This is a genomic window from Xanthobacter autotrophicus ATCC 700552, assembly GCF_043194565.1.
Taxonomy (GTDB): Bacteria; Pseudomonadota; Alphaproteobacteria; order Rhizobiales; family Xanthobacteraceae; genus Xanthobacter; species Xanthobacter autotrophicus_F.
Genome location: NZ_JBAFVS010000005.1, coordinates 212,829 through 227,339, shown reverse-complemented (window position 1 = coordinate 227,339; position 14,511 = coordinate 212,829). Strand labels below are relative to the sequence as shown.

The window sequence follows — 14,511 nt, the reverse complement described above, 5'->3', positions numbered from 1 at the left end:
CAGCACCTCTTCCATCAGCCGCCGGCATTCGCCGAGCTCATAGAGTGCCGACTGCATGCGATGCACGTCGTCGCGCGAGAGCACGGGCGCGGCCATGGGCGGCTGGCCCGCCATCCGCGGCTCCGAGCGCAGGTGCGGCGGCAGATATTGCTCGGGCGGGCCCGGACGCAGCGGCTCACGCGGCACCCGCTGCGCCGGCGGCTCCGGTTCGGGGGCATAGGCCGGCGCCTCCGCCCTCGATACGTCGCGGAACGCCGGATTGGGCAGGTCCAGCGGGGCCTCGGCCCGGCTCCAGGGCGGCGGACCACGCCGTTGCGCCACATAGGGGTCGGGAGCCGCAGCGCGGCCAGCCATTCGCTCGGCGATCCGGCGCTGCTCGGCTTCGGGAAGCACGCCCGAGGCGGGATCCTCCTCTTCGTGGATGGGGCCGATGAGCGGGCCGACCCGTGTCGCCCGCGGCAGGGACTGGGGGGCGCCCTCGCCCCACCCTTCATCCCAAACCCGCCGCACCTCTTCATCCGCCCAGCCCGCCTGGGGCCGGGCATGGGGCTGCGGAGCGCGGCCCGCCGGCGCGCTGGTGGAAGGTGGGTTCGCGGAAGGTGAGTTGGCGGAAGGTGAGTTGGCGGAAGACAGATGCATGGCCGCGGCACCGGTGGGCGCCGCCGCGCTCATGGGCGGCTCGCGCCGTTCCCCACGGGGCGGCGAGAGGGGGGGCCGTCGCCGCTCCTCGTTCATCATCTCGGTCTCCGGATCGGCGGCCATGGCGCCATGGCGCGGGGCGCGCGACGGCCGTTCGATGGGGCGATAAGGCAGCTCATCGTCTTCAGGGAGCGCATCGTCGGCCGCGTCGGAGGCCAACCTGCCGGCGCGATCCCCGGCTGCGCCGTGCCACGTCGCCTCCACCCAGTCGGTCTGCCGCCACTCCCCATCCTGCACGATGGGGCCCCGACGCGGATCGCGGCCTTGATCCCGTCGCGGCGCGCCGGGCAAATCGCGGGCAGGCCGCTCAGGGGTAAAGTCGTCGCGGGCAAAGTCGTCGCGGGTAAACGCGTCGCGGGAGCGCGGCGGCGCGGGCCGTGTGACCGGGCCGGCGCCCCGGTGCGGGGCCGGTGCCGGCGGGTCGGCCTCGTGGTCATAGGCCTCGGCTGGAGGGCTGCGCCGGGCACGGGGAGCGAACGGGTCCGCGAACCCTTCGCTTTGCAGACGGTCATCCTCTTCCCAAGCCGGGCGCCGGGCCTCGGCAGGGGCGGAGGGACGCCGCGGAGCGGGCCGCATATCCTCGTCCTCCGGCGGGTCCAGCAGAGATGCGGCGCGGCGGGCGCGCGGCGGAGCGTCGTCCTCGGGCAGCTCCGCGTCTTCGGCGGTCTCGTGCGGGCGCATGGGCCGCCGCTCCTGCGCGCGCAGGCGCTGGATGCGCGCCTCGATGGGCTCGGATACGGCGGAGACCGACACCGGGATGTCGTCAAGGAACGGCAGCAGCGGATCGTCGAAAGCGGGCGAATGGGGCGAAGCCGCCATGCCCTCGGCGCCATCCCGCTGGGACACGCGGGCGGCGGGGCCTCGGCTTGGCCGCTGCGGGGCGAGGATGGGCTCCAGCCGCTCCCGCGTCCGGGGTGTGGTGTGCGGTGTGGTGTGCGGCGCGACGGTGGGCGCGACCTCCGCGCCCAGGGTCGGCTCGCGCCGCTGGCCCGGTGCCTCGAAGGCGGAGGCGTGGCGCTCGTCGCGCTGCAGGGGCGCGCGGTCGCGGGGCCGGGCCGCCGGCCTGAAGGCGATGGGGGGCTCCGGCGGCTCATCCGCAAGCTCGCGGTCGGCCTCGGCATCCGGAAACGGCAGGGGCAGCTCGGCCACGTCGGGCAACTCGGGGAGCAGGTCGTCCTCCCCTGCCCTGCCACCCGGCCCCGCCTTGGGCCGGCGGCGCGGCAACAGGCCCAGCAGGCCGCCGAAGGTGATGCCGTCCCCGGCCTCGCCGCGCGCCGGCTTCGCCGCGCGCATGACCGCCACCTCGCGCTCCATGCCGAGGTCCTGGACATAGCGCACGCCCTGGTCCTTCAGGATGCGCTGGGCGCCCTTGATGGTGAAGCCGTCCGTATAGAGCAGGTGGCGAATGCCGCGCAGGAGGTCCACGTCCTCCGGCCGGTAGAAGCGCCGGCCGCCGGCCCGCTTGATGGGCTTGATCTGGGGGAAGCGCGTCTCCCAGAACCGCAGGACGTGCTGCGGAAGGGCCAGGTCTTCGGCGACCTCGCTGATGGTCCGGAAGGCGTCCGGAGCTTTCTCCGTGTCGCGCGCGTCCACCGTGTCTCCCGCCTCAATCGACCGAATCGCCCTGAAGTCCGGATGGAATCATACGGGTGATCGCGGCGGGCGGGAAGTTGTAGTGGGTCCCTGCGCGGCGGCGCGTCGCGCCTTGTCCCCGCCCTTTGGGCGGGTCAGTCGCCGTCCCCTGCCCTTTGGGCGGGTCAGTCGTCGTCCACCTCGTCACCCACGGTGCCGTTGATGCGGTGCTTGAGGATGCTGGAGGGCTTGAACACCATGACGCGGCGCGGCTCGATCGGCACTTCCTCGCCGGTCTTGGGATTGCGGCCGACCCGCTCGCCCTTCTCGCGCACGACGAAGGAGCCGAAGGAAGAGAGCTTCACCGTCTCGCCGCGGGCCAGGCAGTCGGCGATCTCCTTCAGAACCATTTCCACCAATTGGGCGGATTCGGTGCGAGACAGCCCCACCTGCTGATAGACGGCCTCACACAGATCCGCCCGCGTTACGGTCCGACCAGCCATTTGTCACCCCGGCCCCAGAAAGAAAGCGATCCGCTCGAAGCCCCGTTCGACGGATGCGGATCGCAGAACTTCGGCAATTTTAACAGAGCACGCTTCAGGAATGTGACGGAAACATCGCCGCACGCTCGAAAGCGACCCAGTACTGGCGAAGGATGTGCAACGCAAACTAGCCGCGCTTGCCAAGGTCGGTCAACGACTTAAATCAATTACCAACGCAGGAGCGCCGATCCCCAGGTGAAGCCTCCGCCCATGGCCTCCAGCAGCACCAGATCGCCCCTCTTGATGCGCCCGTCCTTGACCGCAAGGTCGAACGCCAGGGGAATGGAGGCGGCAGAAGTATTTCCGTGCTGGTCCACCGTGGTCACCACTTTTTCGGGGGCGATGCCGAGCTTCAATGCGCTGGCGTCGATGATGCGCCGATTGGCCTGGTGGGGCACGAACCAGTCGATGCTCGCGGCACTTTCGCCGGTGGCGGCGAAAGCGTCCTCGATCACGTCGGTGATCATGCCCACGGCATGCTTGAACACCTCGCGGCCTTCCATGCGCAGATGGCCCACCGTCCCGGTGGAGGACGGCCCGCCGTCCACGAACAGCTTGGCGCGATGCCGCCCGTCCGAACGCAGGTGTGTGGTGAGGATGCCGGCGCCGTGGGCGTCATCCTCCCGCACCGCTTCCAGCACCATGGCCCCTGCCCCGTCGCCGAACAGCACGCAGGTGCCGCGGTCCTCCCAGTCCAGGATGCGGGAAAAGGTCTCCGCCCCGATCACCAGCGCCCGCTCGAAGGCGCCGGTCTTCAGATAGGCGTCGGCGGTGGCAAGGCCGAACACGAAGCCCGAGCACACCGCCTGGATGTCGAAGGCCGCGCCGCGGGTGATGCCCAATTCCGCCTGCACCGTCACGGAGGTGGCGGGAAAGGTCTGGTCCGGGGTGGCGGTGGCGAGGATGATGAGGTCGATGTCGCGCGCGGCGAATCCCGCATCGGCGAGCGCGCGCTCGGCGGCCTTCAGCGCCAGATGCGAGGTGAACTCGCCCTCGGCAGCGATATAGCGCTGGCGGATGCCGGTGCGCTGCACGATCCAGTCGTCGGACGTGTCGATGCGCCGCGCGAGATCGTCGTTGGAGAGCACCCTCTCGGGCAGATAGGACCCGGACCCCCGGGCGACGGACCTGATTCCGCTCACGATTGGCCTTCCACCCCTGCGGCCTGCGGCCGGGATATTGCGACGTCGGGCGGCTGGCGGCCGACGAGGCTCTTTTCGATGCGCGCGAGAAGCTCGTTGCGCACCATGTCGTAGGCGAGATCCACGGCGGCGGCGAATCCCTCCGCGTCGGTCCCGCCGTGGCTCTTGATGACGATGCCGTTCAGGCCGAGAAACACCCCGCCGTTGGCCCGGCGCGGGTCCATCTTCTCCCGCAGGACGCGGAAGGCGTCGCGGGCGAGGAGGTAGCCTAGTCGCGCCCTCAGCGTGCGTCCCATGGCCGCGCGCAGGTAGGAGCCGAGCTGCTTGGCGGTGCCTTCCGCCGTCTTCAGCGCGATATTGCCGGAAAAGCCCTCGGTGACCACCACATCCACGGTGCCGGCGCCGATGTCGTTGCCCTCGACGAAGCCGCGATAGTTCACGCCCACCACCTCCTCGCGGAGAATGCGGGCGGCCTCCTTGACCTCCTCGACGCCCTTGATCTCCTCGACGCCCACATTGAGCAGCCCCACCGTGGGGGCTTCGAGGTCGAACAGGACGCGGGCCATGGCCGAACCCATGATGGCCATTTCCACCAGGCTCTTGGCGGTGGCGCCGATGGAAGCGCCCACGTCCAGCACCACGCTTTCCCCGCGCAGGGTCGGCCAGATGGCGGCGATGGCCGGCCGGCTGATTCCCGGCATGGTGCGCAGGTTGAAATTGGCCATGGCCATGAGCGCGCCGGTGTTGCCGGCGGAGACGGCCACGTCCGCTTCCTTCAGCTTCACCGCATCGATGGCGCGCCACATGGACGATTTGTAGCGGCCGCGGCGCAGGGCCTGGCTCGGCTTGTCGTCCATGCCCACCACCACGTCGGTGTGGACGATGCGGGAGACGGCGGCGAGCTTGGGGTGGCTTTTCAGCACCTCGGCGACGCGCGTCTCGTCGCCATAGAGGACGAAAGAGGTGTCCGGATGGCGCCAGAGGGAGATTTCCGCCCCGGCAAGGACCGTCTCGGGTCCATGGTCGCCGCCCATGGCGTCGAGGGCGATGCGGACGGGTGCGGTCATCTCAGGCGGGTGTCCCTTGGGCTTTCTTGCGGGTTTAACGGTGCCGGCGCCCGGGAGTGAAAGTCCTCCCCGCATGACGGCTGACGCTTCGGCGGGCGGACAATAGCGTCTCGCGCCCGCATCGCAACTGGCGTGCGGCGTTCATATGCGCCCCAGCGAAATTGGCGTCACTCGGCGTCCTTCAGCCGGGCCAGGGCGGCGAAGGGCAAGGCGGCGGCGTCCTCGGCTGGCGGCTCGAACACGGCGCCGGGCTTGCGGGGATAGGGATCGATGCCAAGAATGAGGAATTCGCATACCAGCGCGCCGGCATCGATCCGCCCGTCCTCGATCTCGTCAGGCGGGTCGATCTCGGATTCTTCGTCGGTCACCGTGGGCTTGTAGGTGCCGGGCGGCACGAAATGCACGTCGATCTCCTCGGAGAGCGGGGCATCGAACGGCTCCAGCGTGACGCCGCAGGCCTGCCGGATGGTGGCGGTGACAAGGCCGGTCACATGGGCCCCTGCCCCGCCCTCGGGCGCCAGGTGAAGGTTGGCCTTCACGTCTTCCACCGCAATCACGCCGGCGAGGCGGGCGATGGCGGCGCAGGTGGCGGCATCAAGGGCGAGGGCCAGATCGAAGCCGCCGGCAGGCAGATCGAGCACGGTGAAGGGATAGGAATAGGGCAGATCGGTCATGTCTCGTTCTCCCGCACGGCGGGGTCGGGCAGCTCCAGCACGCCGCGGGCCAGGACCTCGAACGGCGTTGCATCGAGCTTCGCCGCGGCAGCGCGCACATAGGCGGCGAGCGCAGCGGCTTCAGGCGAAGGTTCAGCTTCGCCGGCGGAAAGGAGGTTGCGGGACAGGGCCTGGACCAGCGCGGCGTCGTCCGCCGCGGCCAGGGCCGCGTCATAGGCGGCGGCGCGGCCATAAAAGGCCTCGCCGATCTTCTTCATCTTCTTAGGCACGGTCAGGTCGCCGATCCCCACCTCGCGCATGGCGGCATCCATGTCGGCGGCGAAGGCATCGAAGATGTCCTGCGACATGGAGCGTTCCGCCGTGTCGCCGCCCTTCAGGCGGTGGCAGACGAGGACGGTGTGGAGAACCACCATCTCGAACCGCCCTTCCAGCGTATCGGGCACGCCGAAGTCGGTGTAGAAGTCCGGCCGCCGCGACTGTGCCACGATCGCGCCATACAGGCGCTCGATGGTCGCGCGCGACATCGCGCGGGTCTTGGACGAGCGGAACAGGTTGAACATCGCAAATCCGGGGCGAGACGGTCCAGGCGGTGGGACTGGCATTCGGCCAAGCGGCGTAACGCGCCTCCGCCCTTGTGGCAAGGGGCGGCGATGCGGAGGCGATGCGGCGGCGGCAGGCGCCGGCCCGTCAGGGCCGGGCGAGCGAACATATGGGGAAGCGTGTGGCGTCACATGAGATGAAGGACATGCGGGGCGGCATGAACTCCGAAAACGCGGGTTCCGGATACCGGACCGCCACTACAGCGCTGCTTCTCGCGGCGCTCGGGCTCGCCGGCTGCGGCGACATGGTGGGCGGCAGCGGCACCACCATTTCAGGCATCACCCGCACCTACCAGCGCGGCTACGTGCTGGCCGAGGGCGCGCTGGATCAGGTGCCTGTGGGATCGAGCCAGGAGCAGGTGCTGCTGGTGCTCGGCACCCCCTCCACCGTCGCGACGGTGAACGGCGAGGCCTTCTTCTATATCTCGCAGACCGCGCAGAAGGTGGCGTTCCTGAAGCCGGAGATCACCGAGCAGAAGGTGCTGGCCATCTATTTCGACAAGAACAAGCGCGTCAGCCGTGTCGCCCAGTACGGGCTGAAGGATGGCAAGGTGTTCGACTTCGTGTCCCAGACCACGCCCACCAGCGGCGAGGAACTGAGCCTCATCAAGCAGATGATCGGCCTCATCACGTTCTGAGTGCGGGCACAGGGCAGATGGGCCGGAACCCGGAGGTCCGGGTTCCGCAGGGAAGGATTTCCAAGGACCGCTCACCAAGGATCGCTCACCAGGGACCGGTCATCAAAGACGAGGCACACGGTGCGGCGGGAGACCTGGCGCCGCACGCCATCCGCCGTCACCGGCGTCGCGTCTCACCGCGCCGGGGTCGCCCGGGCGATGGCGAGGAAATCCGCTGCCTTCAGGCTGGCGCCGCCCACCAGGGCGCCGTCCACATCGGCAACCGCCATGAGGGTGGCGGCATTGTCCGGCTTCACCGAGCCGCCGTACAGGATTCGGATGCCGTCCGCCTCGACGCCGAACTGCGACCTGAGCACGGAACGGATGGTGCCGTGGATGTTGGCCACGTCCTCGGGGGTCGGGGTGCGGCCGGTGCCGATGGCCCAGACCGGCTCGTAGGCGAGGACCAGGTTGGCTGCCGTGCAGCCTTCCGGCAGCGACTGGCGCACCTGCCGCGTCACCACCCCCACGGCCTCTCCGGCGTCGCGCTCCTCGGCGGTCTCGCCCACGCAGACGATGGGCAGCAGCCCGAAGCACCACGCGGCCTTCACTTTGGCCATCACCACCGCATCGCTTTCCGACAGGTTGGTGCGGCGCTCCGAATGGCCGACGATGACCGAGGTGACGCCGGCATCCTTCAGCATCTCGGCGGAAATGCCGCCGGTGTGGGCCCCGGCGGGGGCGGGATGGCAATTCTGGCCGCCCAACAGCACCCCGGAGCCGGCGAGGCGCTCGGCGGCGGAGATGAGAAGTGTCGCCGGCGGGCAGACGAGGAGGTCCAGCTTGGCCTTGAGGTCGCCATCATAGCCCGCGGCCAGGGCCTCGATCTCGGCGAGGGAGCTCTTGAGCCCGTTCATTTTCCAATTGCCGGCGATCAGGACGCGGCGGGAAGCGGGCATGGTTCGGCTCTCCTCTAGTGTTGATCAGGGCTCGCTCTATCAGAGCCCTTTCCCGGCCAAAAGGCATCAAGATGCGCCGTTGCGGGAGCATGGCGGCCTCACTATCATGCGCCGCTTCGCGCCGGACCCGGCCAAAACGAGAACGAACCGTCGATGGTACTTCAGACCCTTCGTAAGGGCGCGTCCGGCTGGATCGCCAAGATTTTCCTCGTGGTGCTCACGCTCAGCTTCCTGGTGTGGGGCATCGCGGATGTCTTCCGCGGCATGGGCGCGACCGCGGTGGCGAGCGTCGGCGCAACCGAGATTTCTGCCGACGCGTTCCGCCGGCAGTATCTCGACCAGCTCCAGCAGATCAGCCGCCGTGCCGGCCGCCCGATCACGCCGGACCAGGCGCGCGCCTTCGGCCTCGACCGGCAGATCCTCAACCAGATGATCGCCGACGCCACGCTGGATGAACAGGCCTCCCGCCTCGCCCTCGCGGTGTCGGACGAGCAGATCGCGCGCGAGATCGCGGAGAACCCCAATTACCGCCGCCCCGGCGCGACCAGCTTCGATCCGGCCTATTTCCAGCAGATCCTGCGCTCGAACAACCTGACCGAACAGCGTTTCGTGGCCTCCGAGCGCCAGCGCGCCGTGCGCGACCAGATGCTGAAGTCGCTGGGCGCCGGTGTCGCGGTGCCGCAGGTGCTCATCGATGCGGTGGGCCGTTTCGAGAACGAGACGCGCACTGCGTCCTACGTGCGCGTCACCCCGGCCGCCGCCGGTCCGCTCGAAGCCCCCACGGACGAGGCGTTGCGCGCCTATTTCGATGCCCACAAGGTCACCTTCCGCGCTCCCGAGTATCGCAAGATCAGCGTCCTGGCGCTGACCCCCGCGACGCTGGCCGCCGCCGAGACCGTGACCGAGGCCGACGCGAAGGCCGATTACGAGCGCAATCTCTCCCGCTTCGGCACGCCGGAGCAGCGGGAGGTGCAGCAGATCGTCTTCACCTCCGCCGCCGATGCGAAGGCCGCCGACGAGAAGATCAAGGCCGGCGCCAGCTTCGCCGACATCGCCGCCGCGCGCGGCCTGACCGCCAAGGACACCGACCTCGGCCTTGTGGCGAAGTCCGCCATCCTCGATCCGAAGATCGCAGACGCCGCCTTCACCCTGCCCGAGGGCGCGGTGAGCGCCGTGGAGGGCCGCTTCGGCACCGTGCTGGTGCACGTCACGAAGATTGTGCCCGGCGCCCGCCTGCCGTTCGAGGCGGTGAAGGACCAGATCATCGCCGACCTGCGCCTTGATCGCGCCCGCCGCGCGCTGCTCGACAAGCACGACCAGGTGGAGGACGAGCGCGCCTCCGGCTCCACCCTCGTCGAGGTGGCGCAGAAGCTGGGCCTGACGCTCCAGGTGTTCGACGCGGTGGACCGTTCCGGCCGCACGCCGGCGGGGGAGCCGGCGGACGTACCCGGCGGCTCGGACGTGCTGTCCGGCGCCTTCGCCGCCCAGCCGGGGGTGGAGACCGACACCGTCCAGCTGCCGCAGAACGGCGGCTTCGTCTGGTACGAGACCAATTCCATCACCCCGGCCCGCGACCGCACCTTCGACGAGGCCAGGGCCGCCGTCACCGTCCGCTGGACCGAGGCGGAGACGGAGAAGGCGGTGGAGGCCAAGGCCACGGCGCTCCTCGACAAGGCCAGGGCCGGCACCCCGCTGGCCCAGGTGGCGGCCGAGGTGGACCTGCCGCTCCAGATCGCCGACAGCCTGCGCCGGGGCCGCGCCGCCGGGCCGTTCAGCGCCGAGAGCATCGCCAGCGTGTTCGACGTGAAGGAGGGCGGCTTCGGCGTCGCGCTCGGCACCACCGAGCCGGATCGCGTCGTGTTCGAGGTGACCAAGATCATGGTGCCGCCGCCGGACATGGACACCTCGCGCGCCTCGGCCGAGCTGTCGCGGCAGATCGAGAATGACGTGCTGCTGCAGTATCTTTCCGCCATCCAGAAGGAGATCGGCGTGAAGGTGAACGACAAGCTCATCGCCCAGGCCACGGGCGCGGGCGCGACCAACTGAAGGTGGGCCGACCCGTGAACGCACCCACCGATTTCGATCTCTTCGCCTCGCGCTACCTGAAGGGCGAGGCGCAGGTGGTCTCCACCACCCTCGTCGCCGACCTGGAAACCCCGGTCTCGGCCTTCCTGAAGCTCGCCGGCGACACGCCCAACGCCTTCCTCCTCGAATCGGTGGAGGGCGGGCAGGCGCGCGGGCGCTATTCCATGATCGGGCTTGCGCCCGACCTCATCTTCCGCGCCAGCGGCGACAAGGCCGAGATCAACCGCACCCCGGCCACCGACAAGGATGCCTTCGTCCCCTGCCCCGAGCCGCCGCTCGTGGCGCTGCGCACCCTGCTCGCCGAATCGGCCATCGACCTGCCGGCCGGCGCCCCGCCCATGGCGGCCGGCGTGTTCGGCTATCTCGGCTACGACATGGTGCGGCAGATGGAGAAGCTGGCGCCCGCCAAGCCCGATCCCATCGGCGTGCCCGAGGCGCTGCTCATCCGCCCCACCCTCATGGTGGTGTTCGATGCGGTGAAGGACGAGCTGACCGCCGTCACCCCGGTGCGCCCGAAGGAGGGCGTCTCCCCCCGCGCGGCCTATGAGGCGGCGCTGGAGCGGCTCGACCAGGTGGTGGCCGGCCTTGACCGCGCCATCGCCCATCCGGCGCCGGAGCCGTTCCACGGCGAGGTGGTGCCGGTCTCCAACACCGGCGCGGACGAATTCTGCGCCATGGTGGAGAAGGCCAAGGACTATATCCGCGCCGGCGACATCTTTCAGGTGGTGCTGTCCCAGCGCTTCGAGAGCCCCTTCACCCTGCCGCCCTTCGCCCTCTACCGGGCGCTGCGGCGCGTGAACCCGGCGCCGTTCCTGGTCTATCTCAACTTCGACGGCTTCTCGGTGGTGTGCTCCTCCCCGGAGATCCTGGTGCGGCTGCGCGGCGGGCAGGTGACCATCCGTCCCATCGCCGGCACCCGCAAGCGCGGCTTGACCCATGTGGAGGACGACGCGCTGGCCGCCGAGCTTCTCGCCGATCCCAAGGAGCGCGCCGAGCACCTCATGCTGCTGGACCTCGGCCGCAACGATGCCGGGCGGGTCTCGCAGATCGGCACGGTGAAGGTGACCGACAGCTTCTTCATCGAGCGCTACAGCCAGGTGATGCACATCGTCTCCAACGTGGAAGGCACGCTGGACCCGCGTTTCGACGCGGTGGACGCACTAGCCGCCGGCTTTCCCGCCGGCACCGTCTCCGGCTCGCCCAAGGTGCGGGCCATGGAGATCATCGACGAGCTGGAGAAGGACAAGCGCGGCATCTATGCCGGCGCCATCGGCTATTTCGGCGCCAATGGCGAGATGGACACCTGCATCGTCCTGCGCACCGCCGTGGTGAAGGACGGCCGCATGTATGTGCAGGCCGGCGCCGGCATCGTCTACGACAGCGTGCCCGAGAGCGAGCAGCAGGAATGCGTGAACAAGGCCAAGGCCCTGTTCCGCGCCGGGGAAGAGGCGGTGCGCTTCGCCGCCCGCGCCGGCAAGGGGCAGTGAGGGCGATGGGCGCGATCCGGCACGAGCGATGGTGAAGCTCCCGGAGCAGCCCCCTCCCCACCCCTCCCCCGCAAGCGGGAGAGGGAGCTGCGGCGGTTGCCCGATTGACCCCGCGCCGACCCTCGCTTTAACACCGCCATCCCGCACCCGCAGCACGCGGGACCCGGAGCCGCAAATGTCCGTCGCCAGTCAAACCGCGCCGCGCGTCACGCTGATCGATAATTACGACAGCTTCACCTACAACCTCGTGCATTACCTGGGCGAGTTGGGCGCGACCGTCACCGTCCATCGCAACGACAAGGTGACCATCGAGGAGGTGCTGGCCGAGAAGCCCGACGCCATCGTGCTCTCCCCCGGCCCCTGCACCCCCAACGAGGCGGGCATCTGCCTCGACCTCATTGCAAAGGCGGGCGAGAGCGTGCCGATCTTCGGCGTGTGCCTCGGCCACCAGGCCATCGGGCAGGTGTTCGGCGGCGACGTGGTGCGCGCGCCCACCCCCATGCACGGCAAGTTGAGCGAGATCCTGCACGAGGGCAAAAGCGTCTTCCGCGGGCTCAACCATTCCTTCCAGGCGACGCGCTACCACTCCCTCATCGTCGAGCGCGACACCCTGCCCGACGCGCTGGAGGTGACCGCGCACACGGCGGACGGCCTGATCATGGGCCTCGCCCACAAGAGCCTGCCCATCCACGGCGTGCAGTTCCACCCAGAGAGCATCGCCTCGGAGAACGGCCACGCGCTCATCCGCAATTTTCTCGAGATCGCCGCTGCCTTCAATGCGCAAAAGGCCAAGGGCTGACGAAGGGCTGAGGCGGCCGACCCGAAAAAGCCCTCTCCCGCTTGCGAGAGCTCTTGGAAAGGCACCGCTGGTCGGTGTCGGAAGCCGGTTCTCCCTCTCCCCTTGCGGGAGAGGGTCGGGGTGAGGGGTGTGCGACTGTACTAAACAGACAGGCGTTTTTCTCGTGATGGGGACCCCTCACCCCCAGCCCCTCTCCCGCAAGGGGAGAGGGGAGGACGGCCGCTCAAGGACCTTTTGCAGAGGTCGCGCTTGCGGGGGAGGGGTGGGAGGGGGAAAAGGGGCATCGACGCCAGTCTGGCTGACGTGGTCACCGGGATGGAGCCCCCTCCCCGGCCCTCCCCCGCAAGCGGGAGAGGAAGATCACTGAACGCCCCGCGATCAAGGGCTGAGGACGAGACATGAACGAGTTCAAACCCCTGCTCGGCAAGGTGGCCACCGGCGCGAGCCTTTCCCGCGACGAGGCGGCCTACGTGTTCGACAAGATGATGTCGGGCGAGGCCACCCCCTCCCAGATGGGCGCGCTGCTCATGGGCCTGCGCGTGCGCGGCGAGACGGTGGAGGAGATCGCCGGCGCGGTCTCCGTCATGCGCGCCAAGATGCTGCCCGTGGAGGCGCCCATCGAGGCGGTGGACGTGGTGGGCACCGGTGGCGATGCCTCCGGTTCCTACAACATCTCCACCTGCGCCTCCTTCATCGTGGCGGGGGCCGGCGTGCCGGTGGCCAAGCACGGCAACCGGGCGCTGTCCTCCAAGTCGGGGGCGGCGGACGTGCTGGCGGCGCTGGGCGTGCGCATCGACCTTGATCCGGCCGGCATCTCCCGTTGCATCGCGGAGGCCGGCATCGGCTTCATGTTCGCGCCCTCCCATCATCCCGCCATGAAGCATGTGGGGCCGACGCGGGTGGAGATGGGCACGCGCACAATCTTCAACCTCTTGGGCCCGCTCTCCAATCCGGCCGGCGTGACGCGCCAGATGGTGGGCGTGTTCGCCAAGTCATGGATCGTGCCCCTGGCCGAGGTGCTGCGCACGCTGGGATCGCAAAAGGCCTTCGTGGTGCACGGGTCCGACGGTCTGGATGAGATCACCATCTCCGGCGACACCGATATCGCCGTGCTGGACGAGGGGCGCATCCACACCTTCACCGTGGCGCCGGAGGACGTGGGCCTCAAGCGCCATCCGGCGCAGGACCTGAAGGGCGGCGATGCCGTGCACAATGCCAAGGCGCTCCGGACCGTGCTGGACGGCGCCGAGGGCGCCTATCGCGACGTGTCCCTGTTCAATGCCGCCGCCGCCCTGGTGGTGGCGGGCCGGGCCAAGGACCTGAAAGAGGGGGTCGAGATGGCGCGGGTGAGCCTTGATACCGGCTCCGCCCGCGCGCGGCTGGAGCACCTCGTCGCCATATCCGAGAAGCTGGCGCCGGAGGCGGCCCAATGATTGATATCCTGAAGAAGATCGAAGCCTACAAGCGCGACGAGATCGCCGTCGCCAAGCACACCCGCCCGCTGGCGGAGATCGAGGCCGCCGCCCGGGCCGCGCCGCGCGTGCGCCCGTTCGCCGAGGCCATCGCCACCAGCCTCGCCGAGGGGCGCACCGCACTCATCGCCGAGATCAAGAAGGCGAGCCCCTCCAAGGGCCTGATCCGGGAGGATTTCGATCCGCCGGCGCTGGCCCGCGCCTACCAGCGCGGCGGCGCCACCTGCCTGTCGGTGCTCACCGATACCCCGTCCTTCCAGGGCGCGCCGGAATTCCTCGGCTCGGCCCGTGCGGCGGTGAGCCTGCCGGTGCTGCGCAAGGACTTCATGTACGACACCTACCAGGTGGTGGAGGCCCGCGCCTGGGGGGCGGACTGCATCCTCATCATCATGGCGGGAGTGGACGACCTGCTCGCCCGCGACCTTGCCGATGCCGCCGCCGCCTATGGCATGGACGCCATCGTGGAGGTGCACGACGACGCCGAGCTGGAGCGCGCGCTGGACCTGCCGTGCCGTCTCATCGGTATCAACAATCGCAACCTGCGCACCTTCGAGACCGCGCTGGAGACCTCCGAGCGCCTTGCCCCCCGCGTGCCGAAGGACCGCATCGCCATCGGCGAGAGCGGCATCTTCACGCCGCAGGACGTGGCGCGGCTGGCCCGGGTGGGCATCGGCACCATCCTGGTGGGCGAAAGCCTGATGCGGCAGGATGATGTCGCATCCGCCACGTCACAGCTTCTTGCGGGCTAGGCTTGCCGTATACGTAAAGTTCCGCCTTAATGGGCGTGACGGCTCCGC

At 69.4% G+C, this 14,511-nt stretch carries 12 protein-coding genes and 1 pseudogene; 6 read left to right on the top strand and 7 right to left on the bottom strand.

Annotated elements, in window-relative coordinates; all coding sequences use genetic code 11:
* Positions 1 to 2,016: 2,016 nt before the first annotated feature.
* The 6 genes and pseudogenes from V5F48_RS07715 to V5F48_RS07690 all read right to left on the bottom strand — a co-directional run.
* Positions 2,017 to 2,292 (bottom strand): annotated as a pseudogene (locus V5F48_RS07715) (MerR family transcriptional regulator); the annotation flags it as partial.
* A 164-nt stretch (positions 2,293 to 2,456) separates the two neighbouring features.
* The gene (locus tag V5F48_RS07710; RefSeq protein ID WP_394108759.1) at positions 2,457 to 2,774 is read right to left on the bottom strand and encodes an integration host factor subunit alpha; all 318 of its coding nucleotides are present in this window, start codon (positions 2,772 to 2,774) and stop codon (positions 2,457 to 2,459) included.
* A gap of 206 nt (positions 2,775 to 2,980) precedes the next feature.
* Complete coding sequence (locus tag V5F48_RS07705; RefSeq protein ID WP_394108758.1) at positions 2,981 to 3,955, bottom strand: beta-ketoacyl-ACP synthase III; 975 nt, start codon at positions 3,953 to 3,955, stop codon at positions 2,981 to 2,983.
* Positions 3,952 to 5,022 carry a phosphate acyltransferase PlsX gene (gene plsX, locus V5F48_RS07700; protein WP_394258228.1) on the bottom strand — a complete coding sequence of 357 codons (1,071 nt, stop codon included), beginning with the start codon at positions 5,020 to 5,022 and terminating at the stop codon, positions 3,952 to 3,954. The genes V5F48_RS07705 and plsX overlap by 4 nt, the downstream gene beginning before the upstream one ends.
* A gap of 167 nt (positions 5,023 to 5,189) precedes the next feature.
* Positions 5,190 to 5,696, bottom strand: coding sequence for a YceD family protein (locus tag V5F48_RS07695; RefSeq protein ID WP_394258227.1), 507 nt, complete (start codon positions 5,694 to 5,696; stop codon positions 5,190 to 5,192).
* A complete protein-coding gene (locus V5F48_RS07690) occupies positions 5,693 to 6,256 on the bottom strand; it encodes a ubiquinol-cytochrome C chaperone family protein (RefSeq protein ID WP_394258226.1) in 564 nt (187 codons plus the stop codon). The genes V5F48_RS07695 and V5F48_RS07690 overlap by 4 nt, the downstream gene beginning before the upstream one ends.
* A 197-nt stretch (positions 6,257 to 6,453) precedes the next feature.
* Between V5F48_RS07690 and V5F48_RS07685 the strand changes: the two genes are divergently transcribed.
* Positions 6,454 to 6,933 carry an outer membrane protein assembly factor BamE gene (locus tag V5F48_RS07685; protein WP_394108754.1) on the top strand — a complete coding sequence of 160 codons (480 nt, stop codon included), beginning with the start codon at positions 6,454 to 6,456 and terminating at the stop codon, positions 6,931 to 6,933.
* Positions 6,934 to 7,106: 173 nt separating this feature from the next.
* Here the strand turns inward: V5F48_RS07685 and tpiA are convergent, their stop codons facing one another.
* On the bottom strand, positions 7,107 to 7,871 hold the full coding sequence (gene tpiA / locus V5F48_RS07680; RefSeq protein WP_394258225.1) for a triose-phosphate isomerase: 765 nt from the start codon (positions 7,869 to 7,871) through the stop codon (positions 7,107 to 7,109).
* A gap of 153 nt (positions 7,872 to 8,024) precedes the next feature.
* Between tpiA and V5F48_RS07675 the strand changes: the two genes are divergently transcribed.
* The 5 genes from V5F48_RS07675 (at position 8,025) to trpC (ending at position 14,463) form a co-directional block, all read left to right on the top strand.
* Positions 8,025 to 9,917, top strand: coding sequence for a peptidylprolyl isomerase (locus V5F48_RS07675; protein WP_394258224.1), 1,893 nt, complete (start codon positions 8,025 to 8,027; stop codon positions 9,915 to 9,917).
* 14 nt (positions 9,918 to 9,931) lie between these two features.
* Positions 9,932 to 11,443 carry an anthranilate synthase component I gene (gene trpE, locus V5F48_RS07670; protein ID WP_394258223.1) on the top strand — a complete coding sequence of 504 codons (1,512 nt, stop codon included), beginning with the start codon at positions 9,932 to 9,934 and terminating at the stop codon, positions 11,441 to 11,443.
* Between the two features lie 175 nt (positions 11,444 to 11,618).
* A complete protein-coding gene (locus V5F48_RS07665) occupies positions 11,619 to 12,242 on the top strand; it encodes an anthranilate synthase component II (protein WP_394108750.1) in 624 nt (207 codons plus the stop codon).
* A 398-nt stretch (positions 12,243 to 12,640) separates the two neighbouring features.
* Positions 12,641 to 13,675, top strand: a complete 1,035-nt coding sequence (trpD, locus tag V5F48_RS07660) for an anthranilate phosphoribosyltransferase (RefSeq protein WP_394258222.1) — start codon at positions 12,641 to 12,643, stop codon at positions 13,673 to 13,675.
* Complete coding sequence (gene trpC, locus V5F48_RS07655) at positions 13,672 to 14,463, top strand: indole-3-glycerol phosphate synthase TrpC (RefSeq protein WP_394258221.1); 792 nt, start codon at positions 13,672 to 13,674, stop codon at positions 14,461 to 14,463. The genes trpD and trpC overlap by 4 nt, the downstream gene beginning before the upstream one ends.
* The last annotated feature ends 48 nt before the right edge of the window (positions 14,464 to 14,511 follow it).